Source organism: Gaetbulibacter sp. S0825 (assembly GCF_011777505.1).
Classification (GTDB): domain Bacteria; phylum Bacteroidota; class Bacteroidia; order Flavobacteriales; family Flavobacteriaceae; genus Pontimicrobium.
Genome location: NZ_JAATJT010000001.1, coordinates 940,330 through 966,220, shown reverse-complemented (window position 1 = coordinate 966,220; position 25,891 = coordinate 940,330). Strand labels below are relative to the sequence as shown.

At 32.1% G+C, this 25,891-nt stretch carries 29 protein-coding genes; 7 read left to right on the top strand and 22 right to left on the bottom strand.

The features are described from left to right. The first annotated feature begins 170 nt into the window (after positions 1 to 170). Positions 171 to 1,313 carry a vWA domain-containing protein gene (locus HB672_RS04425; protein ID WP_167608376.1) on the top strand — a complete coding sequence of 381 codons (1,143 nt, stop codon included), beginning with the start codon at positions 171 to 173 and terminating at the stop codon, positions 1,311 to 1,313. A 36-nt stretch (positions 1,314 to 1,349) separates the two neighbouring features. On the opposite strand, the gene HB672_RS04420 is transcribed toward HB672_RS04425, so the two are convergent. Then, complete coding sequence (locus HB672_RS04420; RefSeq protein WP_167608373.1) at positions 1,350 to 2,357, bottom strand: type IX secretion system membrane protein PorP/SprF; 1,008 nt, start codon at positions 2,355 to 2,357, stop codon at positions 1,350 to 1,352. Positions 2,358 to 2,503: 146 nt separating this feature from the next. Between HB672_RS04420 and HB672_RS04415 the strand changes: the two genes are divergently transcribed. From HB672_RS04415 to HB672_RS04395, 5 genes are all read left to right on the top strand, one after another. Continuing rightward, positions 2,504 to 3,406 carry a NifU family protein gene (locus HB672_RS04415; RefSeq protein ID WP_167608369.1) on the top strand — a complete coding sequence of 301 codons (903 nt, stop codon included), beginning with the start codon at positions 2,504 to 2,506 and terminating at the stop codon, positions 3,404 to 3,406. 78 nt (positions 3,407 to 3,484) lie between these two features. Next, on the top strand, positions 3,485 to 3,685 hold the full coding sequence (locus HB672_RS04410) for a dodecin family protein (RefSeq protein WP_167608366.1): 201 nt from the start codon (positions 3,485 to 3,487) through the stop codon (positions 3,683 to 3,685). A 136-nt stretch (positions 3,686 to 3,821) separates the two neighbouring features. After that, positions 3,822 to 5,855 carry a thioredoxin domain-containing protein gene (locus HB672_RS04405; RefSeq protein WP_167608363.1) on the top strand — a complete coding sequence of 678 codons (2,034 nt, stop codon included), beginning with the start codon at positions 3,822 to 3,824 and terminating at the stop codon, positions 5,853 to 5,855. 1 nt (position 5,856) lies between these two features. Continuing rightward, a complete protein-coding gene (locus tag HB672_RS04400) occupies positions 5,857 to 6,216 on the top strand; it encodes a DUF1304 domain-containing protein (RefSeq protein ID WP_167608360.1) in 360 nt (119 codons plus the stop codon). A 15-nt stretch (positions 6,217 to 6,231) separates the two neighbouring features. Then, a complete protein-coding gene (locus HB672_RS04395) occupies positions 6,232 to 7,044 on the top strand; it encodes a mechanosensitive ion channel domain-containing protein (RefSeq protein ID WP_167608358.1) in 813 nt (270 codons plus the stop codon). A gap of 4 nt (positions 7,045 to 7,048) precedes the next feature. Here HB672_RS04395 and tsaB read toward each other — a convergent pair whose 3' ends face one another. The 14 genes from tsaB to cyoE form a co-directional block, all read right to left on the bottom strand. Continuing rightward, positions 7,049 to 7,723, bottom strand: a complete 675-nt coding sequence (gene tsaB, locus HB672_RS04390; protein WP_167608355.1) for a tRNA (adenosine(37)-N6)-threonylcarbamoyltransferase complex dimerization subunit type 1 TsaB — start codon at positions 7,721 to 7,723, stop codon at positions 7,049 to 7,051. A gap of 2 nt (positions 7,724 to 7,725) precedes the next feature. Next, positions 7,726 to 9,045, bottom strand: coding sequence for a TolC family protein (locus tag HB672_RS04385; protein ID WP_167608352.1), 1,320 nt, complete (start codon positions 9,043 to 9,045; stop codon positions 7,726 to 7,728). Positions 9,046 to 9,067: 22 nt separating this feature from the next. Then, positions 9,068 to 10,186, bottom strand: coding sequence for an efflux RND transporter periplasmic adaptor subunit (locus tag HB672_RS04380; RefSeq protein WP_167608349.1), 1,119 nt, complete (start codon positions 10,184 to 10,186; stop codon positions 9,068 to 9,070). Between the two features lie 27 nt (positions 10,187 to 10,213). After that, positions 10,214 to 11,458, bottom strand: a complete 1,245-nt coding sequence (locus HB672_RS04375; RefSeq protein WP_208864179.1) for an ABC transporter permease — start codon at positions 11,456 to 11,458, stop codon at positions 10,214 to 10,216. Between the two features lie 2 nt (positions 11,459 to 11,460). Further along, positions 11,461 to 12,690, bottom strand: coding sequence for an ABC transporter permease (locus HB672_RS04370; RefSeq protein ID WP_167608346.1), 1,230 nt, complete (start codon positions 12,688 to 12,690; stop codon positions 11,461 to 11,463). Then, positions 12,683 to 13,384 (bottom strand): ABC transporter ATP-binding protein, encoded by a 702-nt coding sequence (locus HB672_RS04365; RefSeq protein WP_167608344.1) that lies wholly within the window; start codon positions 13,382 to 13,384, stop codon positions 12,683 to 12,685. Before HB672_RS04365 ends, HB672_RS04370 begins: the two co-directional genes overlap by 8 nt. A gap of 92 nt (positions 13,385 to 13,476) precedes the next feature. Further along, entirely contained in the window at positions 13,477 to 13,659 is a 183-nt protein-coding gene (locus HB672_RS04360) for a hypothetical protein (protein WP_167608341.1), read from the bottom strand. 37 nt (positions 13,660 to 13,696) lie between these two features. After that, positions 13,697 to 14,224, bottom strand: coding sequence for a DUF420 domain-containing protein (locus tag HB672_RS04355; protein WP_167608338.1), 528 nt, complete (start codon positions 14,222 to 14,224; stop codon positions 13,697 to 13,699). A 1-nt stretch (position 14,225) separates the two neighbouring features. Continuing rightward, a complete protein-coding gene (locus tag HB672_RS04350; RefSeq protein WP_167608335.1) occupies positions 14,226 to 14,966 on the bottom strand; it encodes an SCO family protein in 741 nt (246 codons plus the stop codon). Then, positions 14,953 to 15,672, bottom strand: a complete 720-nt coding sequence (locus tag HB672_RS04345; RefSeq protein ID WP_167608332.1) for a hypothetical protein — start codon at positions 15,670 to 15,672, stop codon at positions 14,953 to 14,955. The genes HB672_RS04350 and HB672_RS04345 overlap by 14 nt, the downstream gene beginning before the upstream one ends. Before the next feature lie 78 nt (positions 15,673 to 15,750). Then, positions 15,751 to 16,134, bottom strand: coding sequence for a cytochrome C oxidase subunit IV family protein (locus HB672_RS04340; protein WP_167608329.1), 384 nt, complete (start codon positions 16,132 to 16,134; stop codon positions 15,751 to 15,753). 22 nt (positions 16,135 to 16,156) lie between these two features. Further along, positions 16,157 to 17,158 carry a cytochrome c oxidase subunit 3 gene (locus HB672_RS04335; RefSeq protein WP_167608326.1) on the bottom strand — a complete coding sequence of 334 codons (1,002 nt, stop codon included), beginning with the start codon at positions 17,156 to 17,158 and terminating at the stop codon, positions 16,157 to 16,159. A 45-nt stretch (positions 17,159 to 17,203) separates the two neighbouring features. Further along, the gene (locus tag HB672_RS04330; RefSeq protein ID WP_167608323.1) at positions 17,204 to 17,785 is read right to left on the bottom strand and encodes a cytochrome c oxidase subunit 3; all 582 of its coding nucleotides are present in this window, start codon (positions 17,783 to 17,785) and stop codon (positions 17,204 to 17,206) included. 2 nt (positions 17,786 to 17,787) lie between these two features. Next, entirely contained in the window at positions 17,788 to 18,684 is an 897-nt protein-coding gene (gene cyoE / locus HB672_RS04325; RefSeq protein ID WP_167608320.1) for a heme o synthase, read from the bottom strand. Between the two features lie 142 nt (positions 18,685 to 18,826). Between cyoE and HB672_RS04320 the strand changes: the two genes are divergently transcribed. After that, positions 18,827 to 19,690 carry an MBL fold metallo-hydrolase gene (locus HB672_RS04320; RefSeq protein WP_167608316.1) on the top strand — a complete coding sequence of 288 codons (864 nt, stop codon included), beginning with the start codon at positions 18,827 to 18,829 and terminating at the stop codon, positions 19,688 to 19,690. A 63-nt stretch (positions 19,691 to 19,753) separates the two neighbouring features. Here the strand turns inward: HB672_RS04320 and HB672_RS04315 are convergent, their stop codons facing one another. From HB672_RS04315 to gcvH, 7 genes are all read right to left on the bottom strand, one after another. After that, the gene (locus tag HB672_RS04315; protein ID WP_167608313.1) at positions 19,754 to 20,347 is read right to left on the bottom strand and encodes a hypothetical protein; all 594 of its coding nucleotides are present in this window, start codon (positions 20,345 to 20,347) and stop codon (positions 19,754 to 19,756) included. Between the two features lie 76 nt (positions 20,348 to 20,423). Beyond that, complete coding sequence (locus HB672_RS04310) at positions 20,424 to 22,526, bottom strand: gliding motility protein RemB (protein WP_167608310.1); 2,103 nt, start codon at positions 22,524 to 22,526, stop codon at positions 20,424 to 20,426. Between the two features lie 109 nt (positions 22,527 to 22,635). Further along, positions 22,636 to 23,424, bottom strand: a complete 789-nt coding sequence (locus tag HB672_RS04305) for an energy transducer TonB (RefSeq protein ID WP_167608307.1) — start codon at positions 23,422 to 23,424, stop codon at positions 22,636 to 22,638. A gap of 104 nt (positions 23,425 to 23,528) precedes the next feature. Beyond that, a complete protein-coding gene (locus HB672_RS04300; RefSeq protein ID WP_167608304.1) occupies positions 23,529 to 24,251 on the bottom strand; it encodes an energy transducer TonB in 723 nt (240 codons plus the stop codon). A gap of 107 nt (positions 24,252 to 24,358) precedes the next feature. Continuing rightward, positions 24,359 to 25,078, bottom strand: coding sequence for an energy transducer TonB (locus HB672_RS04295; protein ID WP_167608301.1), 720 nt, complete (start codon positions 25,076 to 25,078; stop codon positions 24,359 to 24,361). 58 nt (positions 25,079 to 25,136) lie between these two features. Further along, positions 25,137 to 25,508 carry a VanZ family protein gene (locus HB672_RS14680; protein WP_167608298.1) on the bottom strand — a complete coding sequence of 124 codons (372 nt, stop codon included), beginning with the start codon at positions 25,506 to 25,508 and terminating at the stop codon, positions 25,137 to 25,139. Continuing rightward, on the bottom strand, positions 25,501 to 25,881 hold the full coding sequence (gene gcvH, locus HB672_RS04285) for a glycine cleavage system protein GcvH (protein WP_167608295.1): 381 nt from the start codon (positions 25,879 to 25,881) through the stop codon (positions 25,501 to 25,503). Before gcvH ends, HB672_RS14680 begins: the two co-directional genes overlap by 8 nt. Positions 25,882 to 25,891 lie beyond the last annotated feature (10 nt).

Here is a 25,891-nt window from a genome sequence, read left to right as displayed (position 1 = left end):
TGGTAAAATAAAATGCCTTTTAGCTTATAAAAGTTAGTTTCACTTACAAATTAACCACTTTACTCATTCAAAAAGTTAGTTCACTCATTAATATATCTAGTTTACTCATTCTGGGTTTTTTTGCAAAAAGTTTGGTTCTATGTTTACAGCATCAATAAAAATCGAATATTATGAAAACACTGTTAAAACTTGGTCTCACATTGACCTTAATGATTGGCTTTATTACCACAAACGCCACAAACGAGATTTATGAAAATCAAAAACCTCATACTGAAAAAAACAAGCAATTTATTAAAGTTGCACTCTTATTAGATACTAGCAATAGTATGGACGGATTAATAGACCAAGCTAAAGCACAACTTTGGAGCATTGTAAACGAGTTGTCGTATGCTAAATGTGATGATGAGCGTCCTAACCTTCAAATTGCACTCTATGAATATGGAAATGATAATTTAAGCTCGTATGAAGGCTATATTAGACAAGTTTTAGGTTTTACCAACGACTTGGATGATATTTCAAAAGAACTCTTCTCTTTAACAACTAATGGAGGTAGTGAGTTTTGCGGTCAAGTTATTCAATCGTCATTAAATCAATTAGATTGGGGAAACAACCAAGACGATTTAAAACTCGTTTTTATTGCTGGAAACGAACCATTTAACCAAGGAAAAATCAACTATAAACATGCAGCAACTAATGCCAATGAAAAAGATGTAACGATTAACACTATTTATTGTGGCAACTATCAACAAGGGGTTTCTACCTTTTGGAAAGATGGTGCAAAATTGACCAATGGAGATTATTTAGCTATAGACCATAACCAGAAAACAGTTCATATAGCTTCACCTTATGACGATGCTATTTTAGAGTTAAACAAGAGACTAAACAACACCTACATCGCTTATGGAAAACGCGGAGTTGCTAAAGCATCAATGCAAATGGCTCAGGATAACGAAGCTGAAAACTATAGTAAAGCAAATGCGGTAGGCCGAACGATAAGTAAAAGTTCTCATTTTTATAAAAACTCAACTTGGGATTTAGTTGATGCTATTGAAGAAGACAAAATTGAACTAGACAGTTTAGACGACACTTCATTGCCAGCGGAATTAAAAGGAAAATCAATTAAAGAAATTAAGACGTATGTTGCTAAAAAAAGTAAAGAACGATTACAAATTCAAAAAGAGATACAGGAATTAAATACAAAACGAAGAACCTATATAGCTTCAAAACAAAAAGACACTAAAAATGGTTTAGAAAACGCTATGATACAAGCCATAAAAACACAAGCGAAAAAGAAAAATTACCAGTGGAATTAAAAAGAAAAGCCTTGAAATAATCAAGGCTTTTTAATATTAGTTTATTGCTGGACATTTACATTCGTACTTCTCTCGCCTGCAGCCAAAGTTGATTCCTAACGTGATTTGGTGAAAACCTCCATTATTAAAAACCACTGAATTTGCTTGATAAGAATAGGTATAGGCGAAGACAAAGTTTTTATAATTAACACCAACTAATGGCGTAATATATTGTAGTTTTTGACTGCTTACGCCTGTGCCATTTAAAAACTCGGCACCATCTAAGCTTGTTCTATAGGATAATCCAGCCCAAAACTTTCCAAATTCAACCTCCTTATACACTTTCATGTTTAAGTCTATTAAAGATTCTTTAGTAGCATCACGGTGCATAAACATAATAGAAGGTTCGTAACTCCATTCGCTACCTAGACGGCTAAATACATTTCCAGCAGAAAACAAAAAAGTTCTTAAGTTGTTATAACTAAGCCCTTGTTCGTTAAAATTTATACCATCATTAGCTAGAACATTCTTGACAGTTGCATGTGCATAGAAGTCTAGAAAGAAATATGAGAACCCAAAATCGATATTGAAATTGGTGGCACTTTGTTCTATTCCAGAAATAATAGGGTCGAAACCATCAGCTAAAAAAGAAGTTTCATCTAATTTGTATTGAATCATTCCAGCACTCAATCCAAATGACAACATATTCAAATCAATTGGGTTTCTAGAAAACATTAAATGGTGTGCATAGGTCAAATAAGCACCAGTTTGTGAGTGATACCCATTTTTATCATTAAAGACAATGGCTCCATAAGCTGAAGGTGTTTCCCCAAAACGACCATTAACGCTTAACGTTTGTAAACTTGGCGCATTAGATTGTCCTAACCATTGCTGACGCCCAGTTAACCTTACTTTATTACAATTTGCTGCTCCAGCCATAGATGGATGGATTAAATAATAGTTATCTGTTAAATAATCAGAGTATATTGGCAAGCCTTCCTGTGCTTTGGAAAATTGTGCTAAAAAAAGCACAACGAAGAATAACGAAAGTTTTTTCAATTTCATATAATTTTATATTTCAAGGTACTTGGGGCTTAAGTAAGTTACCTTACATCATTTAGCAAAATGATTGCTAAATTTAGGTTAATGATTATCAAATATATATATAACTCGACATTTCTTTTATTATTTTTGCAAAAAATATATTTGCAATGAAAAAAATTGAAGTTTCAATTCAAGAAACAAATAATCCAACCATACTTAAATTTGAAGCTAATTCTTTTTTAACACAATACGAAAGTTTTGAATTCAATAATATTGATGATGCTAAAAATTCACCTTTAGCTCAACAATTGTTTTACTTACCATTTGTAAAAAAAGTCTATATATCTGGTAATTTCGTTGCTATTGAGCGATTTGATATAGTCACTTGGAATGATGTTCAAAATGAAGTTCGAGAACAAATAGAAAATTATTTAAATAGCGACGGTGTTGTTGTTGCTCCTACAGAAACAAAGAAAAAAACTGCTGTAACAGTATATGCCGAAAGCACGCCAAATCCAGCAGTTACAAAATTTGTTGCCAACAAAAATTTAACACCTTTTATGTTAGAATTCACTTCAATAGACGAGGCGAAAACATCGCCTTTTGCTACTGAATTGTTTCATTTCCCATTTGTTAAAAGCGTTTTTATTGACAAAAACTATGTGTCTATCACCAAATATGACGTTGCTGAATGGAACGATATTACCATAGAGTTGAGAGAATTTATTAGAACCTATATTGAAAATGGGAAAGCTGTAGTAACAGATGATGCTCCTGAAATAACTAAAAACTCTGAAGTTGCTAAAGAAGAGCAGTTTGAAACTCTGGACGATATTTCAAAAGAGATTGTAAATATTTTAGAGGAATATGTAAAACCAGCAGTAGCTAGTGATGGTGGAAATATTCAATTTGAATCGTATGATGCAGACACAAAAAAAGTAAAAGTTATTTTACAAGGCGCTTGTAGTGGTTGTCCTTCTTCTACATTCACATTAAAAAATGGCATAGAAAATATGTTAAAAGAAATGTTGCAAGGAAAGGTTGAAACTGTTGAGGCTATAAATGGATAAAAAAACACTCACTTTCATTGTGACTTTGTCTATTTTTTTGTTTCTTATAGATAGTATTAATCTTTAAAAAATATAACCATGGCAGTAATGAAAGTAATTGAAGTATTAGCAAATTCAGATAAGAGTTGGGAAGACGCAACTAAAAAGGCGATTAAGCAAGCTTCAAAAAGTGTAAAAAATATTAAATCGGCATTTGTACAATCACAAAGTGCTGTTGTTAAAGATGATGAAGTAACAGAATTCAGAGTAAACTTAAAAATTACTTTTGAAGTTAATTAAAATTAATTTTCAAATAAATTATTAAGCGTTCCAAAAGGAACGCTTTTTTTATGCTTTTTTGTAAATTTGAAATTAACGTATTCGATGAACTTCTTTTATTCACTGCCACTAAAGTCTTCGAATAGTACATTAAGAAATGATACATAGACATACAAACGAGCTTATTAATGAAACGAGTCCGTATTTGTTACAACATGCACACAATCCAATACATTGGAAAGCATGGAACGACAATACTTTAGCTGAAGCCAAAGAAAAAAACAGGCTCATTATAATTAGCGTTGGTTATGCTGCTTGCCATTGGTGTCATGTTATGGAACATGAAAGTTTTGAAGATATTGAAGTCGCCCAAATAATGAATGATAATTATATAAACATTAAAGTAGATAGAGAAGAGCGCCCAGATATTGACCAAGTCTATATGAATGCTGTACAACTCCTAACTGGAAGTGGTGGTTGGCCATTAAATATAGTGGCATTACCTGATGGTAGACCAGTTTGGGGAGGTACTTATTTTAAGAAAAAACAATGGATAAACACATTGACTCAAATAGCAGATTTGTACCATTCGAATCCAGAAAAATTGCATGAATATGCTGAGCAATTAGAAACTGGAATTAAATCGTTAGATGTTGTAAACCTAAATACCGATGATGTAAAGTTTGAAAAGCCCATCATTGACTATGCTATAAATAGTTGGTCACAAAACTTTGATTATGAAAAAGGAGGCACCAATCGTGCCCCAAAATTTATGATGCCTAATAATCTTCATTTTCTATTGAGAGAAGCATATCAAAACGATCATGTGGAGCTTCAAAAATATGTAAATATCACGTTGACAAAAATTGCCTTTGGTGGCATTTTTGATCACGTTGGTGGTGGTTTTTCACGTTATTCGGTAGATGATAAATGGCATGTCCCTCATTTCGAAAAAATGCTTTACGACAATGCACAATTGGTCAGTTTATATAGCGACGCTTATTTGGCAACCAAAAATCCGCTTTATAAACAGGTTGTTTTTGATACTTTAGACTTTGTAGAACGCGAACTCACTAACACTGATGGTACATTTTATTCATCTTTAGATGCGGACAGTATCAATAAAAAAGGAGATTTAGAAGAAGGTGCTTTTTATGTTTGGACTAAGGAAGAATTAAAAGAATTACTTAATGAAGATTTTCAATTATTTTCAGATTACTATTCGATTAATGATTATGGTTTTTGGGAGCATAATAACTTTGTATTAATTAGAAGAGATTCAGAAGAGATTATTACTAAGAAACATAGAATCACTTCTAAAGATTTAAAAGAAAAAATAAAACGCTGGAAATATTTACTGTTAGAAGAAAGAGAAAAAAGAAACAGACCTAGACTAGATGATAAAATTCTAACATCTTGGAATGCCTTAATGATTAAAGGCTACATGGATGCCTTTCGTGTTTTTAACGAAGATTGCTTTTTAAAAGCTGCACTAAAAAATGCACAATTTATCATTTTTAAGCAATCCAAAGACGATGGAGGTTTATATCACAATTATAAAAACGGAAAAAGCACCATTAATGGTTATTTAGAGGATTATGCCTCTACCATTGAAGCTTTTATTTCGATTTATGAAAATACTTTAGATGAAACGTGGTTACAACACGCTAGAAATTTAACAAACTATACTCTTGACCATTTTTTCAATGAGGAAAGCAAAATGTTTTATTTTACTTCCAATCAGGATCCTACATTAGTATCAAGAACTATTGAATATAGAGATAATGTGATTCCTGCTAGCAATTCTATGATGGCTAAAAATTTGTTCAAACTATCTCATTTTTATGGCAATTCAGCTTATGAAACCATTTCAATAACTATGTTGCATAATATGTTACCTGAGCTAAAAAAATATCCATCAGCTTTTTCGAATTGGATGGATTTAATGCTGAATTTTACAAATAACTATTACGAAGTTGCTATAATTGGAGCACATGCTAAAGAAAAAGTCAGTACTTTAAACAAAGTATACCTACCAAATAAGCTTATTGCAGGTAGTAATATTGAAAATAATTTACCTTTATTAAAAAACAGGTATTCAAAAGATAAAACACTCATTTACGTGTGTGTTAACAAAGCTTGCCAATTTCCAGTATCTGAAGTTGGCAAAGCAATTGATTTAATGAAATAACATGGAATTACTCATTACAGTTTTAATAGTTCTTGTAGCCATAGAACATATTTACTTCCTAATTTTAGAAATGTTTTTATGGACCAAACCAAAAGGCATAATAACCTTTGGATTAAAATCGAAAGAATTTGCTGAAGACACAAAGGTTTTAGCAGCAAACCAAGGTTTATACAATGGGTTTTTAGCTGCTGGATTAGTATATTCTTTAATTATTGAGGATAAAAATCTTTCAATTTTCTTTCTAGTTTGTGTGACTATCGCTGCCATTTATGGGTCGTATAGTACGCGTAAGGTTAGATTATTTTACATACAAGGTATTCCAGCCATATTAGCTCTTTTAATAATATTAATTAATAATTAAAAACAAAAAATAGTAATGGATTTAGAAATCATTTTAGACAAGCTTATAGACTTTGCCACAGTTTATGGCATAAAAATAATAGGTGCAATTTTAGTATGGATCATTGGTTCATGGCTTATTAAAAAGATAGTGAGGGGTATTAAAAAAGTAATGTCTAAGCGTAATTATGATGAAAGTCTTCAGAAATTTTTACTCAATCTTATTAATTGGATATTAAAAATCCTATTGGTAATAACACTTTTAGGTACTCTAGGCGTTCCAACAACCTCTTTTGCTGCTATTATAGCTGCTGCTGGTTTAGCAATAGGGTTGGCACTACAAGGAAGCTTAGGTAATTTTGCTGGTGGTGTTTTAATTATGATTTTTAAACCTATAAAAATTGGTGACCTTATTGAAGCCCAAGGAGAAGTTGGCGTGGTTAAAGAAATAGAAATTTTCACTACAAAACTTACAGGACTGTCAAATAGAGAAATTATCATCCCTAATGGTGCTTTATCCAATGGAAATATTATTAATTATACAACTGAAGGAACACGTCGTGTTGATTTAACTTTTGGTGTTGGATACGATTCGGATATTAAGAAAACCAAGGGTGTGCTCATGAACGTCCTCACTTCACATCCTTTAGTTTTAAAAGACCCTCAACCAACAGTAAATGTATCAGCATTAGCCGACAGTTCAGTGAATTTTGCTGTAAGACCTTGGTGTAAAGCTGAACATTATTGGGATGTGTACTTTGATGTTACCGAACAAACTAAAGAGGCTCTTGATGCAGCTGGCATAGAGATTCCTTATCCTCATCAGGTAGAAATACACAAAGAAGCGTAATTACTTATTTAGATTTAGGCTTTAATGCTATAAAATCTTTTAAATAATAAGGTTCAAAATAGGCGACATCCTCGATGTCGCTTTTTTTATACTTCTGGTAAGCTAACTGGCTCATATTGTTTGCAGAAGGTAATTTGTCTTCAATAAAAACAGCATTAACATGTGTTATAAGTGCTTTTGTTTTTGCAACGCCATTACCCACAAAAAACACTTTACCTGCTTCTAAATACTCATTAAAAGATGTTTCATTAAGAATTTGCGCCTGTGTATCTCTAATTTGAGAATGATTAGCATCAAATACTGCTGAATAAACTTCCATGCGTCTTGCGTCTAACATAGGAGCAATAACTCCAGTTTCAGTATTGATTTGATGTGCTAAAGATTCTAAAGTTGGGATAGCTATTAAAGGTACATCTAAAGCAAAACAAAGCCCTTTTGCTGCCGAAACACCAATACGCAAACCTGTATAAGACCCTGGTCCTTTACTAATGGCTATAGCATCCAATTCGTTTAACGACACATCAGCCTCTTTTAAAACGTCATCGACATATACATGCAAACGTTCGGCGTGAGAATAGTTACTATTGTAATCTTCTTTTAAAACAACAGTCTCTCCTTTGTTAGAAAGAGAGACCGAACAGTTTGTTGTTGATGTTTCTATGTTAAGTATGTATGCCAATCTTATAAAACTATTGTTTTTCCAAGAAAAAAGTCTAACACTTTTGTTTTAAAAACAAAATCATACTTAGCATTTATTAAAGATGACTCTGCATTTATCAATCGTATTCTAGATTGCTCTAACTCAAAAGAATTCATATCACCTAAATTATAACGCTCTTGTGAATTAGAGAATGACAATTCTTGTGCTTGCAAAGATTTTTGTGCAGCAACATACGTTTTTAGTGCAGCTTGTGCATCAGTAAAAGCTCTTTGAATATTAGATTCTAAAGTTAATTTAGCTTGATCTAAATCTAATTTTGAACTTTCTTCCCTGATTTTTGATTTAGCAACTGCTGTTTTATTTTGAAATCTTGAAAAAATTGGGATATTAACGCTTAGTCTAAAACTATGTCCTTTATTGTCATTTAATTGATTAAGAAAGCTTTCTTCTGTACTGCTTAAATTAGTATAAAAGGCGTTTGTTCCTAATCCATAACTAGCACTTACGCTTGGCATAAAACCACTTTTAGATATCTCAGTACTTAACTCAGCATTTTCAATATTTTTTTCTGCCACTTTTATTTCGTTTCTATTTTCTAAGGCGTAGTTTAAAATAGGCTTAATATCTTTGTACATTAATGCTGCCGAAGGTGTATCGATTTCTATAACCTCAACATTAAATCCCTCAAAAGGCACCTGCAATAATTGAGATAAATTTAATAATGCCAATGTATAATTGTTTTCGGCAACTGTAACACTTTGTTCATCATTACTTAAATTTGCTTCAGCATCATAAATATTAACTCGTGGCTGTACTCCAGCATCAACAAGGTCTTTTACTTGTTGTAACTGCTTACTTGAAAATTCATATTGTGCTTTTGCGGTCTCCAAACGCTCTTTATTAAACAATACATTTAGGTATGAATTTGCAACGTTTAAAGAAATATCATCTTTAATTCTGTTTAATTCTAACTCGTTGGTTTCTAAATTTAATTGTGCTTGCTTGTATAAATTGGTCAACCTAAAACCATTAAAAATTGTTTGAGAAACATTTATACTCATACTAGTTGAGTTACTGGTTCTATTTACAAATTCACCAGGAAATAATTCTTGCTGACCAAAACTTAATGATTGCGACATGTTTGCACCAGCTGATGGTAAAAACTGACCTTTAGCTCCAATAATATCTTGCTCGTTAATCAGCAAATTATTTTCAAACTTTTGAATGGTAATATTGTTTTCCAAAGCATGAGTCACACATTCTTGAAGAGTCCATACCTTATCTTGAGCAGATATTGTAAAACCAATCAAAAGGGATAATACTGTAAGCTTATATTTCAAGCTATGGTTAAAAGTTATTCGATTAATTGTTATCATCATCATTATTATCTTCTTTAGCTTTATTCCATACTTTAATCTTATCTCCTTCTTTTACGCCTTCAGTAATTTCTACGTTAATTCCATCCGATAGACCTAGCTCAACATCTACTTTTTCAAATTTTCCGTCTTCTTTTAAAATCTCTACAAATGGCTTTTCTGTTATTCTATTAAATTGCAACAATGCTTCTTTAATACAAAGGATACTGTCTTTGCTTTCAATTTCAATTTCGGCATTTGCGCTATATCCTGCTCTAATTTTAGTAGATTGTTCTACTTCAACATCTGCCTTAATTGTAAATTGGACAGCACCACCTTCTTCTATTCCTTTAGGCGCAACAAATGTTAATTTCGCAGGAAATTCTTGTTCGTTAATTGCTCCAAGAACAACTATTATGTCTTTCCCTTCTTCTAATTTACCTACTTCTGCTTCATCAACTTTTCCTTCAAAAATCATTTTGCTCATATCTGCGACAGTTGCAATAGTTGTTCCCGCATTAAAGTTATTACTTTGAATTACTTGATCTCCTTCACGAATAGGTATTTGTAAAACAGTTCCTGGAATTTGTGCTATAATATTTGTATTAGCTGAACTTCCTCCCGATAATGACCCTTGTCTAATGATTTGATAATCATTTTGTGCTTGTCTTAAACTTTCATTTGCTTGATTTAATGATAACTCGCTGTTTTCAAAATCTTGCTTAGAGATAACGCCCTTATCAAATAAAGCTTTATTTCTATCATATAAAGTTTGTGCATTATTTTTTGATAACTCTGCCGTTTTTATTCTACTTCTAGCACTTACTAAGCTTTGCTCATTAGGTACAACTCTAATTTTTGCAATTAGATCTCCTTTTTGAACAATATCTCCTTCTTCTACAACAATTTTATCAACGATACCTGAAATTTGAGGCTTCAATTCTATTTCCTCTTCAGGATTCAATTTACCTGTTGCCACAACTTTAAAATCTATAGATGTAAAGTATGGTTCGTCAACCTTGTAGTCAACTACCTCGGCTGTATTTGAATCTTTGAAATATTTTAATACCCAAACTAACAGGATTAATAATACTATTCCTAAAATAATTTTTACTGGTTTTTTCATTTTTTAATTAATATAATTGTTGGTTTTTTATTCTTCTCTTAATGCTTCTATTGGCTTAATACTTGTTGCTTTAAATGCAGGTATTAATCCGATTATAGTCCCTAATGATACTAAAACTAAAAGGGCCACAAATACTACAAATATTGATACTGATGCGTTAACTAATGTTGCATCTGGTCCTTGACCAAAAGCTGAATCTAACCAAATTAAAATCCAGCCTCCTGTTAGAATTCCGAATAATCCAGCTATTAGTGTTAAAAATACAGCCTCGACTACAATTTGTCTTTTTATTTCAAAAGGTGTAGCACCTAATGCTCGACGTACTCCTATTTCTTTTGTTCGTTCTTTTACTGTAATAAGTAATATATTTCCAATTGCAAAAACACCCGCAATAAGTGTAGCAATACCTACAAACCAGGTTAAGAATTGCATTCCTGTTAAAAATCCGGTGATTTTTGCAAATTCTTTACCGAGATTAAAGCCTCTAAAAGCTCTATCATCTTCAGGGTGGATTTTGTGCAAATTCTTTAACATTAATTCGGCATCTTGCTCAATTTGTACAATATTAAATTCTGGCTTTCCTGTAATCATCATCCATCCTATACGATCACCTTGATTATATGTTTGTTGAAATGTTGAAAATGGGATATGAATATCATCGCTTGGACCCATTTGAATATTGCCTACATCAAACACACCAATGACTGAATAATTACTATTATTTATTTGAATTAATTCTCCAATCGCATCTACATCTTTCTCAAACAATTGTTTGTATACATCTTCCGAAATAACTGCAACTTTTCTTCTGTTATCTATATCATTCTGATTAATAAATCGTCCATGCAATAGTTTCTTTTTTTGAACTTTATCTAATAATGGAAAATCTCCAGCCACACCAAATGTTCCAGATAGCATATTTCGAACAACCAGACTTTGAGTTAGGTTTCTTGGTACAACAAACTCTACTCCTTCTACATTGTTTTGTATTTTTTCTGTATCTGATAATGTTAAACGCACTCGTTTTCCTTCTTGAAATCCTTTAAAAGGCATACTAGTTGTGCCTCCAATAATAAACACGCTATTGGTAGCAAAGTCTCCAAATAATCGGTTAAAAGAATTTTCCATTCCACGTGCAGCACCTAACAATCCAATAAGCAATAATATTCCCCACCAAACACCTATCATTGTTATAACAGTTCTAAGCTTATTCTTGCTCATACTATCATAAACTTCTTGCCAAGTATCTCTATCAAATAAAAATTTAATCATAGTTATTCGTTTCTAAGTGCTATAATTGGTTTTATTTTTGATGCTTTTTTTGCTGGTACATAACCTGCTAAAGCTCCTGCTAAAACCAAAAGAATAGTTGCAGATACAACAAGTGATGTTTTAACACTAGGATCCTTTATAAAATATTCCTCTAAACTTGGTCCTGCCAAATTTAAAATTCCTGTACCTATTAATAGCCCAATATATCCTGCGATAGCAGTTATAAGAACAGACTCTAATAAAATAATTGATACAATAGATTTTGGAGAAGCACCTAATGCTTTTCGTATTCCAATTTCTTTTGTACGCTCTTTAACAATAAATATCATAATGTTACTGATACCAACTATTCCAGCAATTAAAGTCCCAAGACCAATTACCAATACAAGAATTCCTAAAACCACCATCATTTGATTAACGTTTTTGGAAGCTTCAGCCATATTACGTACTCGTATTGCTCTTTGATCGAGTTTTGCAACCGAGAAACGCTCTTTTAATTTCTTCTCAATACTATTACTAAAAGCAATAGCTTGATCAAAATTCATATCTGGATTGTATGTTAAGTTGATTTGATCTACAAATTCATTATTTCCATATACTTGTTGAGCTGTAGTAACTGGCATATAAATTAACCGTTCTTCATCATCATTCCCTTCATCAGAAAAAATTCCAACAATTTTATACTGTATACCACTTAAATTAAGGTATTTACCTAGTGCTTTAGTTTTTCTAAATAAATCTTCTTCAACAAGTCTTCCAATAACTATAACCTTAGTTTTTTGGTTTAAATCTCTTTGATTAATATAACGACCCTCATCCATAATAGTTCTTTCCAGATATTGATGATCTGGATGAACAGCTCTTACTGAGTAATTACTTTTTTCATTTCTAAAAGAAGCAACTACATTTTTATAAATTCTTGCAGTAATAAATTCAACTTTATTGCCATTTTCGTCTTTAATATAATCTATCTCTTTATTCTCAAATTGAATTTGTCTGCCTGCTTGTAGCCCTTTGTAAGCCTTAGTAGTTCTACCTGAATTAATAAAAATAGCATTATTAGCATCGTCTGCGAAAGCTTCTGTAAACGTATTTTGTAAACCATTTACTAACCCAAAAAGTATAGTGAATAGCATGATAGCAAAAACAACAGTCAAACCAGATAAAATGGTTCTTAACCTATTCTTGTTAATACTTTGAAATATTTCACGCCAAAGATCTATATCAAACATATTCTGAAGCTCTTACTTGTTCAACTTTTTTGTCTTCCATAATAACACCATCTCGTAGGCGCACAACCCTTTTACACATTTCTGCTATATCTTCCTCATGCGTTACAATTAAAATGGTCTTGCCTTCATCGTTTAATTGCTGAAGGAATTCCATAATTTCATACGATGTTGTAGTATCTAAAGCTCCAGTTGGCTCATCAGCCAATAATAGTTTTGGATCAGCAGCTAATGCTCTTGCAATTGCGACACGCTGCTTTTGTCCACCAGACAACTCACTAGGTAAGTGGTGTGCCCAATCTAATAATCCTACCTTTTTAAGATGAAATTTTCCTTTTTCCTGACGCTCTTTACGTTTTAATCCTTGATAATATAATGGTAATGCTACATTCTCTAGTGCATTCTTATAATTTATTAGATTAAAAGATTGGAAAATAAATCCTAAGAATTTATTCCTATAGATAGCTGCCTTTTTTTCATTAAGATTCTTAATTGGAACACCATCTAAAATATAGTCACCAGAATCTGCTTCATCCAGCATTCCAATAATATTTAATAATGTCGACTTTCCAGAACCTGAAGAGCCCATAATGGCAACCATTTCTCCAGCTTCTACTTCAAGGTCTATACCTTTTAATACATGTAAACTGGAATCTCCTATGGGATAGGATTTATGTAGTTGGTTAATTTTTAACATAGTTAGTGTTTTTTAGCTTTATAAGCTATAACAACAATTAGACTGCAAAAGTCTTTTTTTGTTACATCAATAAACTTAATTAAATGTTAAAATTATTTTTGCTTAAGCTTCCTGTAGATTACAAACCCTATCCCTCCTATTAATATATAAGGAATAAGCATTAGGTAAACGATACCATTATTAATCCCTTGAGCTGTCTTTTGCCCATCTTCACTCTCCAAAACTGCACGACACATTGCGCATTGTGCTTCAACATTGCTAATTGCAAAAAGCATGATTATTAATAATATGACGTTACTTTTTTTCAAAGGTTCAATAATAAGGTGAAATCATAATAAAAACCACTACTCCAGAAACTGCTACATATAACCATAAAGGAAATGTAATTCTAGCTATTTTTTTATGTCTTTCAAAGTTATTTGTAATAGCTCTAACATAGGTGATTAACACAAATGGTATGACAGCAACAGATAATATAATATGAGAAATTAAAATGATATAGTAAATGTACTTTATAGCTCCTTGACCTCCGAACTTAGTAGATTCACTAGTCATGTGATAGGCAACATACATTGCTAAAAACACTACAGATAACGAAATAGCAAATTGCATTAATCGCTTATGTAGGTTTTGCTTTTTATTGGTAATAGCCCAAAAAGCAGCTACTAAAACAAATGCTGTAAACGCATTAATTGATGCATAAATTGGTGGTAGAAACGTAAGTGGCTCTACATTTGGTATTTTAATTCCGAATAAAGCAGCGACAATTAGAGGGATTACAATAGACAAAACAACTATCCACTTATTGTATTTTTTTTCTTTTGCTATATCGTCTGTCATATTACTCTTTTAAAAGCTTTGCAATATCTTCTTTGAGTATGGTTATTTCCTCCTTAAAACCATCTTCGTCATATTTTTCTTCTTCGCTAATAATACCATTATAATATATTAACGGATTTCCATTAACTGTTCTAGATCGAATAAATCCGTTTTTATCTATGAGTGCAAAATTACCTGAATGCTCAAATCCACCCTCAACAGTTCCATCTTCAGCAGTGTATAAATTAAAACCTTCGTTAGCTAACGCATAAATGGTGTCTTGATTTCCTGTCATTAAATGCCAATTAGGATTCGTTATGCCGTACTTTTCGGCATAGGCTTTTAAAACTTCAGGCGTGTCGTTTTTAGGATTGATAGTAAAAGAAGCCACGCCAAAGTTATCATATCCTTCAAAGTTGTTTTGTATTTGTACCAAGTTCCTACTCATTCTTGGACAAATTGTTGGACAGGTCGTAAAAAAGAACTCTACCAAATACACTTTGCCTTCGTAATCTTTATTAGTTATCGTTTCACCATTTTGGTTAGTAAAACTAAATGCTGGCACTTTTTTAGGCTCTCCATTTATTTCTAAAAAAGCTAATGGCTCATCATTTGATACTTGAGTGCTTGCTTTTTTGCTTCTGCTCTCCTCCCTAGTAATGTCATCACTGGTTATTCTATCAATAATTCTTGGAATAAAAATAATTCCGAACACTAAGATGATTAGTGCTATGCCTACGTATGAATAATTAGTTTTCTTCATTTGTTTTTATATCATCGGCTCTTCTTGATGAAGAGTCAAAATTTCCATCTCTTTTTTGTCTATATTCTGTAAACAAAATTCGAATGTCTTCGCTCATTTTGTTTTTGAGTTCTGCAACTTCTACACAATCATAAGAATTCATGCTATAAACAGCTTTGTTGGCTTCAATTTCATTTTCAGTTCTATCGTCAATTCTACCTCGTTGTTTCAACTCATTATCAACTATAAATACATGACTAGTTGCAAAATTGTCATTTAAAGGAATTTCAGATTTTAAGCTATTAAAAACGTTTAAAATATCCTGCGGATTCCCATAAGCAAAATGCCAATATTTTAACTCATCATATTTAAGTAATTCTTTCCTTAATTCTGCAATTTGTTCTTGCGAACCATCTGGTACTAGAATAAGTATTTGGAAACGTTTAAAGCCTTTAAACTTATCATAGATTAGCTCTTTAAGGTTTAAGGCTGTTGTGGTTTGTTGCATAGGTTCACTACCTAGAAAACCGACAACTGTTATGTTGCCTTTAAAATTGATATCATTTCCATCTTTATCCTTAAAACCACTAACCTCTTCTATTTGCGTTTTAACAACATCTAGAGGATTGTAATTGTGTTTTGAAGGGTATAAAAACAATAAAAATAATACTGGTAGAAAGAATAAAACCGATAGTATGATTGTTTTTTTTAAGCTCTTTTTTTGCATGGCACAAAAATAAAAAAGACGGTCTTAATAACCGCCTTTATCTATATGTTTTAACATATTTCTATGTTTAATTTTTTATTAAAAATCTGTTTTAACAAATCCTTCTTTATATACATCAAAAACATAACCTCCTTCTAATAATAGAATGAAAATTAAATAGCAAATAAGGAATACTGCAGTCCAAACTACCATACGGCGCAATGACTTAGTTTCGTCTCTCATGTGCATAAAATCCCAAGTGATATAATATGCTTTTACTATTGTAAGGATAATAAATATCCAGTTTAGAATCTTCATTCCTAAAAATGGAGCCATTAATGCGTCAGGTTTGTATATACCTAATATAACCTCTACTGCAGTAACAATAGTAAGAAGTATTAATACTCCCCAAATTTTTTGTGTATTGGATTTAAACTTAATTAAACCTCTTAATATTTCTAATTTATGTGCGTGATCTGCCATTTTAAAATCGAATTATCTATAATTAAACAAGGTAGAAGAATGTAAATACAAATACCCAAACCAAATCTACAAAGTGCCAATAAAGTCCAACTTTTTCGACCATTTCGTAGTTTTTTCTTCTTTCGTAAGTTCCTATAATCACATTAAAGAAAATAATGATATTAATAACAACTCCAGAAAATACGTGAAAACCGTGAAACCCTGTTATAAAGAAAAAGAAATCGGCAAATAAAGGTGTGCCATATTCATTAACATGAAGATTTGCGCCCTCAACTACCATTATTCCGTTTTCCTCAATTTGTCTTAAAGATTCTTTCCTTGACAATACTGTTTTATGCCCTTCCTCATTTATTATCTGGGTACGGACTAACACATTTTTGTTAGCCTCAAGACCATTTAAAACCTCACCAACAGTATAAGTTGGCAATGTGCCTTCGCTTGTAAACCAAAGACCAGATTTTCTTTCATCTTGCACACGTTCTTTGTGGTCATCAATAACTGCAAAATCACGAAGTGCGACACGTTTAAAAATTTGCTCTCCATCTTTTTCAACATATTCACCAAATTGAAGTATGTTCCCTCCTTTTGTTTGAATAGCACCATAATCACCTTTAATAAATGTTGCCCATTCCCAAGCTTGAGAACCAACGAATATTAAACCACCAATAATGGTAAGGAACATGTAAAATGTTACTTTTGCTTTCTTCATTTCATGTCCAGCATCTACAGCAAGTACCATAGTTACCGACGACATAATAAGTACAAAGGTCATGAATGCCACATAAATCATTGGGTAATTCCCATGAAAAAATGGTACGTGAGTAAAAACTTCATCGGCAATTGGCCAAGAGTCTATAAATTTGAACCTAGAAAATCCATAAGCAGCCAAAAACCCAGAAAATGTTAATGCATCAGAAACGATGAAAAACCACATCATCATTTTTCCATAGCTTGCTTTTAATGGCTTATTTCCACCACCCCAAGTTTTTCCCTCGGTTCCAGTACTTACAACTGTATTATCCATAAGATGAATTTCGTTTTTAAAATTGAACAAAAATAATCATTTTTCTTATCTAAAGAAATATAAAAAGAAAAACAAGTATATCCACAAAATATCTATAAAATGCCAAAAGGTTGCAGCTAGTTCTAAACCAAGCATTTCAGCGGCGTTATACTTTTGTTTAAAATGATTATAAATTACCACTAATAAGCAAATTAACCCAGCAATGACGTGCGCAATGTGCACTGCAGCGATTAAAAATATGTATGACATTGTAATATTACTCGTAGGACCAGTAAAATTATAACCTTCTTTCATGATTTCACCAAACCCAATAGCCTGACTGGCAATAAAACTAATACCAAGTGCTAATGTAATTAGTAAGAATATTGTTGTGGCATTTCTATTATCAGATTTCAAAGCACGTTTAGCTAAAATAAATGTGATACTACTCGAAACAATTAATATTAAACTAATAGTAAAGGCTTGAGGTAACATAAAATCTTTTAACCAATCTTCTCTTACACTACTAACAATAAAAGCACTTGTTAAACCACCAAACGACATAATTAAAGAAACAATACCAAACCATAGCATCATTTTTTTTGCTCTCTTATTCTTTTCTTCTAAGGTTCCTTGTGTTAAATCCATAATTATCTAATAAACTTATCTAAAACGTAAACTATTTGCACTAATGTAATATACAGTACACTTGCTAGCATTAATTGTCTTGCAGCTACTACTGTCATTTTTTTAAATAACTGTATCGCATAATACAACATAACCAATCCTAGTAGCAATACAACTATAGCTCCTACAATGGTTAGTTTTAATTCTCCAGTAAAACCAAATACAGGAATTATAGATACTATTATGGTCCAAACGGTATACAAAATAGTTTGTACCGCTGTGCCTTTATCTCTTTTGCCTGTTGGCAACATATTAAATCCTGCCTTTTGATAATCTTCATGTAAAAACCACCCTATCGCCCAAAAATGAGGAAACTGCCAAAAAAATTGAAGCATAAACAATGTTCCTGGTTCTATGCCAAAATCATTGGTTGCTGCAACCCAACCCAACATAAAAGGAATGGCTCCTGGGATAGCTCCAACAAAAACCGATAATGGCGTTTTAGTTTTTAAAGGCGTATAAGCACTAGTATATAAAAAGATAGATATGGCACCAAACATTGCCGTTTGCGGATTGATAATATATAATACCGTAATACCTAATATCGTGAAAATTGTTGCTAAAATAAATGCCGATTGCACAGACATACTTCCTGAAGGAATTGGTCTGTTTTTAGTACGCTCCATTAAAGCATCCAAATCACGTTCGATAATTTGATTGTATGCATTAGAAGCTCCTACCATAAAATAACCTCCAAATGCCAACAACAACAACGTATAAAAACTAACTTCATCGGCTCCCAACAAGTAACCTGCTAGTGACGAGAATACCACACTTAACGATAAGCGCATCTTTGTAATTTCCTTAAAATTTGAAATTATCGAAGCCTTTGGTATTGTAGAATCTGAAACCTTTGACATTGGTCGGTTTTGTGCTAAAGTTTTGCGCTGGCAAAGATACTTTTAAAATTGGTTTTGAGCAATGTAAAATATAAGTAATTGCACATTTAAAAACCTTCCTATAAGTTTAGTATCTTTAACGGTCTTTAAAAACATATACATTATGAAAACGCTTAAACTATTTTTATCACTTTTATTTGTTAGTGCATTAACAACTATCTCGGCTCAAAATGACGTTACTATAAAAACCATTCCTGTGTCCAATAATGTGTATATGCTTGTTGGTCAAGGCGGAAATATTGGGGTATCTGTAGGCGATGATGGTGTTTTTGTAATAGATGACCAATTTGCACAATTAACGCCTAAAATTCTTGCGGCCATAAAAAAATTGAGTGATAAATCCATACAGTTTGTAGTAAATACACATTATCATGGTGACCATACTGGAGGAAATGCAAATATGGAAAAAGCTGGTGCTAAAATTATTGCACATGATAATGTTTACAAGCGTTTATCGGAAGGAAAGACAACCGAAGGACTACCTGTTATCACATTTAACGATAAATTAAGTGTGCATATGAATGGCGAACAAGTACTCGTGTTTCATGTTGATAATGCACATACCGATGGTGATGCAATGCTTTATTTTACTGAAAGTAATGTATTGCATACTGGAGACAACTATTTTCATAAGCGCTATCCTTATATTGATGTGAATTCTGGCGGAAGTATTGACGGTTACATTGATGCTGTAAAAATGGCCTTAATGGTTATTGATGAAAACACAAAGATTATTCCTGGTCATGGCGATTTATCTAACAAAGCGGAATATGCGGCGTTTTTAGAGATGCTCACAAAATTAAGAACCAATGTACAAGCTGAGATTGACAAAGGAAAAACCGAAGCTGAAGTAGTTGCCAACACTGCTATTACTAAAGAATACGACGTCTTAAACTATAGCTGGAGTTTTATTAATTCTGAAAAAATTAGACGTGCTATTTATAAGAGTTTGACTGAAAAAAAATAGGGTTAAGATTTAACTTCTATACTTAACCCTGATTCTACTCTTCTTATTTTTAAATTAGTAATATTACGACTCCTCTAAGACTAAATAATACTTAGGATTCCATTCATTATTATTTTTCTCAAAAATGTACAATGTTAATTCTCCATTTAGTTTTCCAAGACTCTTTCCAATTGCTAATGCCGCCTTGTTCTTCTCTCTATTAAATGACACTCTAGAAAAACTTAATATTCCATCAATCCCGTATTCTTGTTTAATCTCATTGCTAATAATTCTTTCATTAACATAAATAAAACTTCTGCCAACATATTCATCAAGTAATTCCTTATTAATTTTTTTGCCTTTAAGAGCTTTTAAATCTTTAATTAATGCTAATTCCTCTTCGCTAATTTCTTTTCTTTCAAATAAAACGTCAGAATCAAAAACAAAAAATGAATTTACAATCTCTTTATTTAAACCTTCATTATTTAAATTCTCGTTAATACCATATAAAAAATTTAACTTATCTTGATTCAAGTCTAATTGCGACTTATCTGAAGGCAGTTTAATAGATGTTTTATTGTAAAAATCTCCAATAAGTTTAACTTCTTCACTATTATTTTCTTTTTCACATGAAGCAAAGAATAAGAAAAATACTCCTAAGCAATAAATTAATCGCATACCTCACTATTTTGAATTACTGTATTTCAATAACTATTATAAGTTTAATTTATTCCCAAGTTGAAAGCTTGAAATATTAAAAATCAAAATACCAATTAAATAAATCGGTACGTAAGCCAATACTAAACCAAAGGGTATTGTTTTCAAAAGTTGTTGCTGTGGTTGCATTAGGGTTAAAGTCTCTGTAACTTAAGTAAGCAAACAACTTTAAGTTGGTTGCTGGATTTACCACATAACCTGATTGTAATTCGGCATGAAAAATATTAGTTTTTATGCCTTGTTCAACTTCAACGCCTGTATCAAAAGGACGGTCATTATAATTACGATAAATATCGCCGCCATAACTAAAATCGTCTGTGCCATTATTATAATCTAATCCTCTAGACCCGAACACCAACTTAGCATCGGCAAACCAACGTTTATAGTTATAACGTCCAATGACGATGGCTTCACTAAAATTAGCTCCCCAAAGATGCGCCATAGATTGGTTGTTATGTCCATAATTAAGCACAATAGTATTGTGAGAGTATGTGTAAGGTCTTACGCGATTGTACTCCAATTGTAAATACAAATTATCTACTTTAAAGGCATTATAATATTTCATACCTAATTGGTAACCATATTTGTTTTTCCAACTCCTCTCACCTCCTTTGATATCCCCTAAAGAGAATTCGTCTAACACAAACTGGCTGTAAATATTAATATTATCATTCACCTTATATTTTGCTGTAGCTCCAAGTACGGCATTTCCTGCGCCTTGACCAGTTTCAAACTCAATAGCACGATAAAAAATAATAGGGTTTAAATAATTAACATCAAATCCTCTATTGTTTGAGTTGGTCCATAATACTGACTCGAATAATCCAAGATTGAATTTTTTAGACACATTCCAACTTAAATAATGGTTAGCCATATACTTTGTTAAAAAAGCTTTATCACTTACAACATCTGTCCTAATATCTTTTAACCACATCCAAGTATTGGTGTATTTAATTTTCCAGAATTTGGTGCTCAGCTTTAAAAAAGGTGAAGGACTTGCAACATCACTTTGTAATAACGAACGATAACCATCACCTATAAAGTTTTTACCATGACCAAACTGAACGTTTAAAAAATCGGTTGGAGAATACGATAAGTAAGCCTCAGCTACAGGGTAATCATAAGCATCATTTTTAAATCGTTTTGCTATACCACGACCTGGAATAACCGCTGGGTCTGGACCAAAACCTCTTAAACTTTCAGCATATCTATTTATATAATCTGCAAAACGTCCTTGGCTTTCATACACAGAAGATGAAAAACTTAACTTTTCTCCTAAACCTCCTTGGACATAAAACCCTCTGGTATTATTAAAGGTTGATTTAAAATCTGCATCAGAATCCTTTCCAACTTGAAGATCGAAAATTGGGTCAAGAGTGAACCAATACCCTTTCCCTTGCAGTTGAACCAAATGTTCGTTGAATAATTTTTTTTGCCACCAACTATTCGATTCTTTCACCATAGCATCTTTAGCGGCTTTAAAATCATAATAATCTATAACCTCACTATACATAAATGGTTTAGCTGCTGTATGACTATTAGTACCTACAAGATTTAAACTTCTATCAAATTTCGCATAAGAACTGTGCAAAAACGGAACGTTAAGCGTGCTACTATATTCTAAATCTTCATAGGGTTTTATGGAAGCATTTAAATCGTCATATTCACTTTTAGCCTCTAGCTCTATCTTTGAAATAGGGTTCATTTCAATATTCTCATCGCTTAACTCAACAGTCAATGGTGCTTCTAACGGAATACTTATTTTATACGAATATTGTTTAAATATGGGTCTTCCGTTATAAGTGGCTGGTTGTATTTTAGGTAATTGATTAAATACCTCTTCAATTTCTGTTTTTAATTCTGTGTAAGTTGCATCTGTGTATAATACCTTAAAATTTCCTTGATTTGTTACTTCAAATAATACAAAAATATTGCCCTTGTAATTCTCATCAATAATAATTTGAGGTGTTTTAAATTTTTCATGAATAAAATGTGCTAACTCACTTTTAAAACAAGTACTTAAAACTTCAATATCTTGAGATTCACACTTAGGGAAAACTGGTGATTTTTCATAATCTACATCTTGAGCAAGTACATTTAGAGAAAAGAAAATTAAAGGAAGTAGGAATAATTTCTTCATAGGAAGCTACAAAATTTTTTGTTTGGGAAAGATACTATTTTTTAAGTTTAATTATAAAAAAACTGCTATCATATAACGATAGCAGCTTAAAAAAAAGTATACTTTTATTCTACTGAACCTGTAAAATTATTGGTAACGAATACATAACCGTTACTTCCTTATTACTTTGTTTTGCAGGTATCATTTTTGGAATTTTATTAATCGTTTTTATAGCTTCATTTTCTAATTTGCTATGAGGTGCTCTAGCTTTTACCTCCACTACATTGCCCAACTCATCTATTTTGAATTGTACATTAATACGTTGCTTTCCTGTAAAACCTAGTTCTCCAGCAAGATCGGAATCAAATTTTCTACTAATTAATCGTCCTATTTTTTTTGACATACAGTTTCTTAATTCATCATTGGTTTGAAAATCTTCGCATCCTGGATAGATAGGTACTTGTTCTACACCAATAATAGAATATGTTGATTTTTCTGGTGGCGCTGGTTTGCTGGGTTTTTTATTTACTGTTGGCTTACTAAGAGGAATTGGTTCGGTAATAACATCTTTTGTTGGTTCTTTTGTTGGAGAATTATTGTCAATTGGTTTAAAACTTATTGCCAATAATTTTTTCCTAACTGGTTCTACTTTTTTGGCTTTAGCAGGCTCTGGAGTTGGCTCAAGGACATAGTTAACATAAACATCAAGTTCTGCTTCTTGATAATTATCTTCCCAAATAATTGATTTAGTTTGAAACTGCATTTCAAACAAGCCATAAGTTGCGAGAAGTGTTAAAATCAACCCAACCTGAAAGTAGAGGGTTGAGTTTTTTTGTAAATTTGCATCATGCTTCTGTGATGTTTTCACGATTTGCTCGTTCTGACCAACGAGTTCGTGAATTTTCTTTGAAAAATTCATAATTATTGTTTTAAAATGTTAATGTTATGAGTAAATCACAAGAAACATACCAAAAAACCCCATTACAGTTGTAATGGGGTTTTAATTTTAAACAAATTATATTCTTAATTTTGAACTTGAAATATAATTGGTAACGAATATGATACGGTAACAGCATTTCCACGCTGTCTACCAGGTTTCATTTTAGGAAGCAAATTAATTACTCTCGCTGCTTCTTTTTCTAATTTTGGGTGAGGTGCTCTAGATTGTACACCAACAATGTTTCCTGTTTTGTCTATTTTAAACATAACACGTATCGTTTGTTTACCTGACAAACCTAATTCTTCCGCTAAGTCAGCGTTAAACTTTTTTTGGACGTGTTTGGAAATCTTATTGGACATACAAGCTCTTCTTTCTTTATTATTACCTTCTTCGCATCCAGGAAAAACTGGCACATCTTCAATTAAAATATAAGGCACTTCTACATCATCTTCTGGCACATCTTCAACATCAACATCTACAACGTCTAAAATTGGATCATCTTCGCTGTCCTCTGTTGAATCTATAATATCTTCAATAATAGGATCATCATCCTCTTTAACATCAAAGTCATCAGGAATCACTGGTGGCTTGGTTTGTGGTGGTGGTGTTACAGGATGCTCGGTAATTGGAATAACCTCATTGTCTAATTCACCCATTGACAACATCGCTATATCAATAGCTTCCTTATCGTAGGTTTTGTAGTTAATAGAATAGTTAGCAACTAAAAGCATTAGAGCTAAGCCAACAGCAAAATAAATTGAGCTGTTTCTCCGTACGTCTGCACGCGGGTTTTTTTTTGTTTCCATAATTATTGTTTTAAAATGTTAATATTATGTAAACTCACAAGAAACATACCAAAAAAAATCCCGCTACTTTAAAAGTAGCGGGATTTAAAATTTATGTCGTTCTATTCTTAGTCTTGAACTGCGAATATAATTGGCAACGAATAAGGTACTGTTACAGCTTTACCTCTTTGCTTTCCTGGTTTCATTTTAGGAAGTGAGTTAATTACTCGTGCTGCTTCTTTCTCTAATCTTGGGTGTGGTGCTCTAGCCATTACGCCAGTTACAGAACCTGTTTTATCTATTTTAAACATTACACGTATGGTTTGTCTACCTGATAAGCCTAAATCTCCAGCTAAGTCTGTATTAAATTTCTTTTGTACAAATTTTGTAATCTTATCAGACATACATTTTCTCTTTACATCGTTACTACCATTTTCACAACCTGGAAAAACCGGAACGTTTTCAATAACATGAAAAGGCACCTCAATGTCTTCTTCTACTTCTTCAACTACAACTTCTTCTACTTCAACAATTTCTTCTTCTTCAGTAGTTTCTGTAGACTCAATTACAGTTTCTTCAATTTCTTCTTCATCCTCAACTATCTCAATCACTTCAGGCGCTGCTGGTGGAGGAGGTGGAGGTGGAGGTGTTTGAATTTGCTCTGTGATTGGAATTTCTTCGTCATCTAATTCATCCATATTTAACTGACCAATATCGATAGCTTCTTTATCGTAAGTCTTGTAGTTAATTGAATAATTGGTAATTAAAAGCATTAAGGCAAGACCAACAGCAAAATAAATTGAGCTGTTTCTTCTTACATCTGCATTCGGATTCTTTTTAGGTTCCATAGTTATTATTTTTTCGAGATTGGTAAAATAACCAATAATTTGCTAAAAAAGCAAGAGTTTATAAATTTTTAACGATTGTTTTCCTTCTTATTGTTAAAATTAAAGAAATAACAACAGCTCCAGCCATGTTTGCTAAGATATCTCCAATTGAAGCATCTCTAGTCGTTGTTAGCTGTCCTTGTAATACTTCAATAATTATACCATAAATGATAGAAATAATAAGAGCGATAACTATTGGACGCTTAATTTTTTGACTTTCTAGTGCTTTATACCACAAAAAGCATAATATTCCGTGAGCTAGTAGATGATATATCTTATCTTCGTAATTAGTCCCAAAATAGGGCAAGCCATCGTTTTTAACTAAGCTTATTGCCGCAAGTGCAACTGAATAAATTAGTGCTAAAAAAAGAAATACTCGCTTATTAAGCACTTATTAAAGCCTTATAATCTTCTGCTGAAAGTAATGCATCAAACTGTGAAGTATCTGAGCATTTAACTTTTATCATCCAACCTTCTCCATAAGGATCGGTATTTACCTTTTCTGGTTCGTCTTCTAAAGATTCGTTAAATTCAATAATTTCTCCTGTTACAGGCAAAAACAAATCTGAAACTGTTTTAACTGCTTCAACTGTACCAAAAACCTCTTCGACATCAAGAGTTTCATCAACAGTTTCTACTTCAACATAAACAATATCTCCTAATTCGCTTTGAGCAAAATCGGTTATACCAATGGTAACAACATCGCCATCAATGCTTACCCATTCGTGATCTTTAGTGTACTTTAATTCAGATGGAATATTCATAAAAATGTAA

Coding starts and splice junctions, on each gene's coding strand:
- HB672_RS04425 (WP_167608376.1), top strand. CDS start 171: ATGAAAACACTGTTAAAACTTGGTCTCACATTGACCTTAATGATTGGC.
- HB672_RS04420 (WP_167608373.1), bottom strand. CDS start 2,357: ATGAAATTGAAAAAACTTTCGTTATTCTTCGTTGTGCTTTTTTTAGCA.
- HB672_RS04415 (WP_167608369.1), top strand. CDS start 2,504: ATGAAAAAAATTGAAGTTTCAATTCAAGAAACAAATAATCCAACCATA.
- HB672_RS04410 (WP_167608366.1), top strand. CDS start 3,485: ATGGCAGTAATGAAAGTAATTGAAGTATTAGCAAATTCAGATAAGAGT.
- HB672_RS04405 (WP_167608363.1), top strand. CDS start 3,822: ATGATACATAGACATACAAACGAGCTTATTAATGAAACGAGTCCGTAT.
- HB672_RS04400 (WP_167608360.1), top strand. CDS start 5,857: ATGGAATTACTCATTACAGTTTTAATAGTTCTTGTAGCCATAGAACAT.
- HB672_RS04395 (WP_167608358.1), top strand. CDS start 6,232: ATGGATTTAGAAATCATTTTAGACAAGCTTATAGACTTTGCCACAGTT.
- HB672_RS04380 (WP_167608349.1), bottom strand. CDS start 10,186: ATGAAAAAACCAGTAAAAATTATTTTAGGAATAGTATTATTAATCCTG.
- HB672_RS04375 (WP_208864179.1), bottom strand. CDS start 11,458: ATGATTAAATTTTTATTTGATAGAGATACTTGGCAAGAAGTTTATGAT.
- HB672_RS04370 (WP_167608346.1), bottom strand. CDS start 12,690: ATGTTTGATATAGATCTTTGGCGTGAAATATTTCAAAGTATTAACAAG.
- HB672_RS04365 (WP_167608344.1), bottom strand. CDS start 13,384: ATGTTAAAAATTAACCAACTACATAAATCCTATCCCATAGGAGATTCC.
- HB672_RS04360 (WP_167608341.1), bottom strand. CDS start 13,659: ATGCTTTTTGCAATTAGCAATGTTGAAGCACAATGCGCAATGTGTCGT.
- HB672_RS04355 (WP_167608338.1), bottom strand. CDS start 14,224: ATGACAGACGATATAGCAAAAGAAAAAAAATACAATAAGTGGATAGTT.
- HB672_RS04350 (WP_167608335.1), bottom strand. CDS start 14,966: ATGAAGAAAACTAATTATTCATACGTAGGCATAGCACTAATCATCTTA.
- HB672_RS04345 (WP_167608332.1), bottom strand. CDS start 15,672: ATGCAAAAAAAGAGCTTAAAAAAAACAATCATACTATCGGTTTTATTC.
- HB672_RS04340 (WP_167608329.1), bottom strand. CDS start 16,134: ATGGCAGATCACGCACATAAATTAGAAATATTAAGAGGTTTAATTAAG.
- HB672_RS04335 (WP_167608326.1), bottom strand. CDS start 17,158: ATGGATAATACAGTTGTAAGTACTGGAACCGAGGGAAAAACTTGGGGT.
- HB672_RS04330 (WP_167608323.1), bottom strand. CDS start 17,785: ATGGATTTAACACAAGGAACCTTAGAAGAAAAGAATAAGAGAGCAAAA.
- cyoE (WP_167608320.1), bottom strand. CDS start 18,684: ATGTCAAAGGTTTCAGATTCTACAATACCAAAGGCTTCGATAATTTCA.
- HB672_RS04320 (WP_167608316.1), top strand. CDS start 18,827: ATGAAAACGCTTAAACTATTTTTATCACTTTTATTTGTTAGTGCATTA.
- HB672_RS04315 (WP_167608313.1), bottom strand. CDS start 20,347: ATGCGATTAATTTATTGCTTAGGAGTATTTTTCTTATTCTTTGCTTCA.
- HB672_RS04310 (WP_167608310.1), bottom strand. CDS start 22,526: ATGAAGAAATTATTCCTACTTCCTTTAATTTTCTTTTCTCTAAATGTA.
- HB672_RS04305 (WP_167608307.1), bottom strand. CDS start 23,424: ATGAATTTTTCAAAGAAAATTCACGAACTCGTTGGTCAGAACGAGCAA.
- HB672_RS04300 (WP_167608304.1), bottom strand. CDS start 24,251: ATGGAAACAAAAAAAAACCCGCGTGCAGACGTACGGAGAAACAGCTCA.
- HB672_RS04295 (WP_167608301.1), bottom strand. CDS start 25,078: ATGGAACCTAAAAAGAATCCGAATGCAGATGTAAGAAGAAACAGCTCA.
- gcvH (WP_167608295.1), bottom strand. CDS start 25,881: ATGAATATTCCATCTGAATTAAAGTACACTAAAGATCACGAATGGGTA.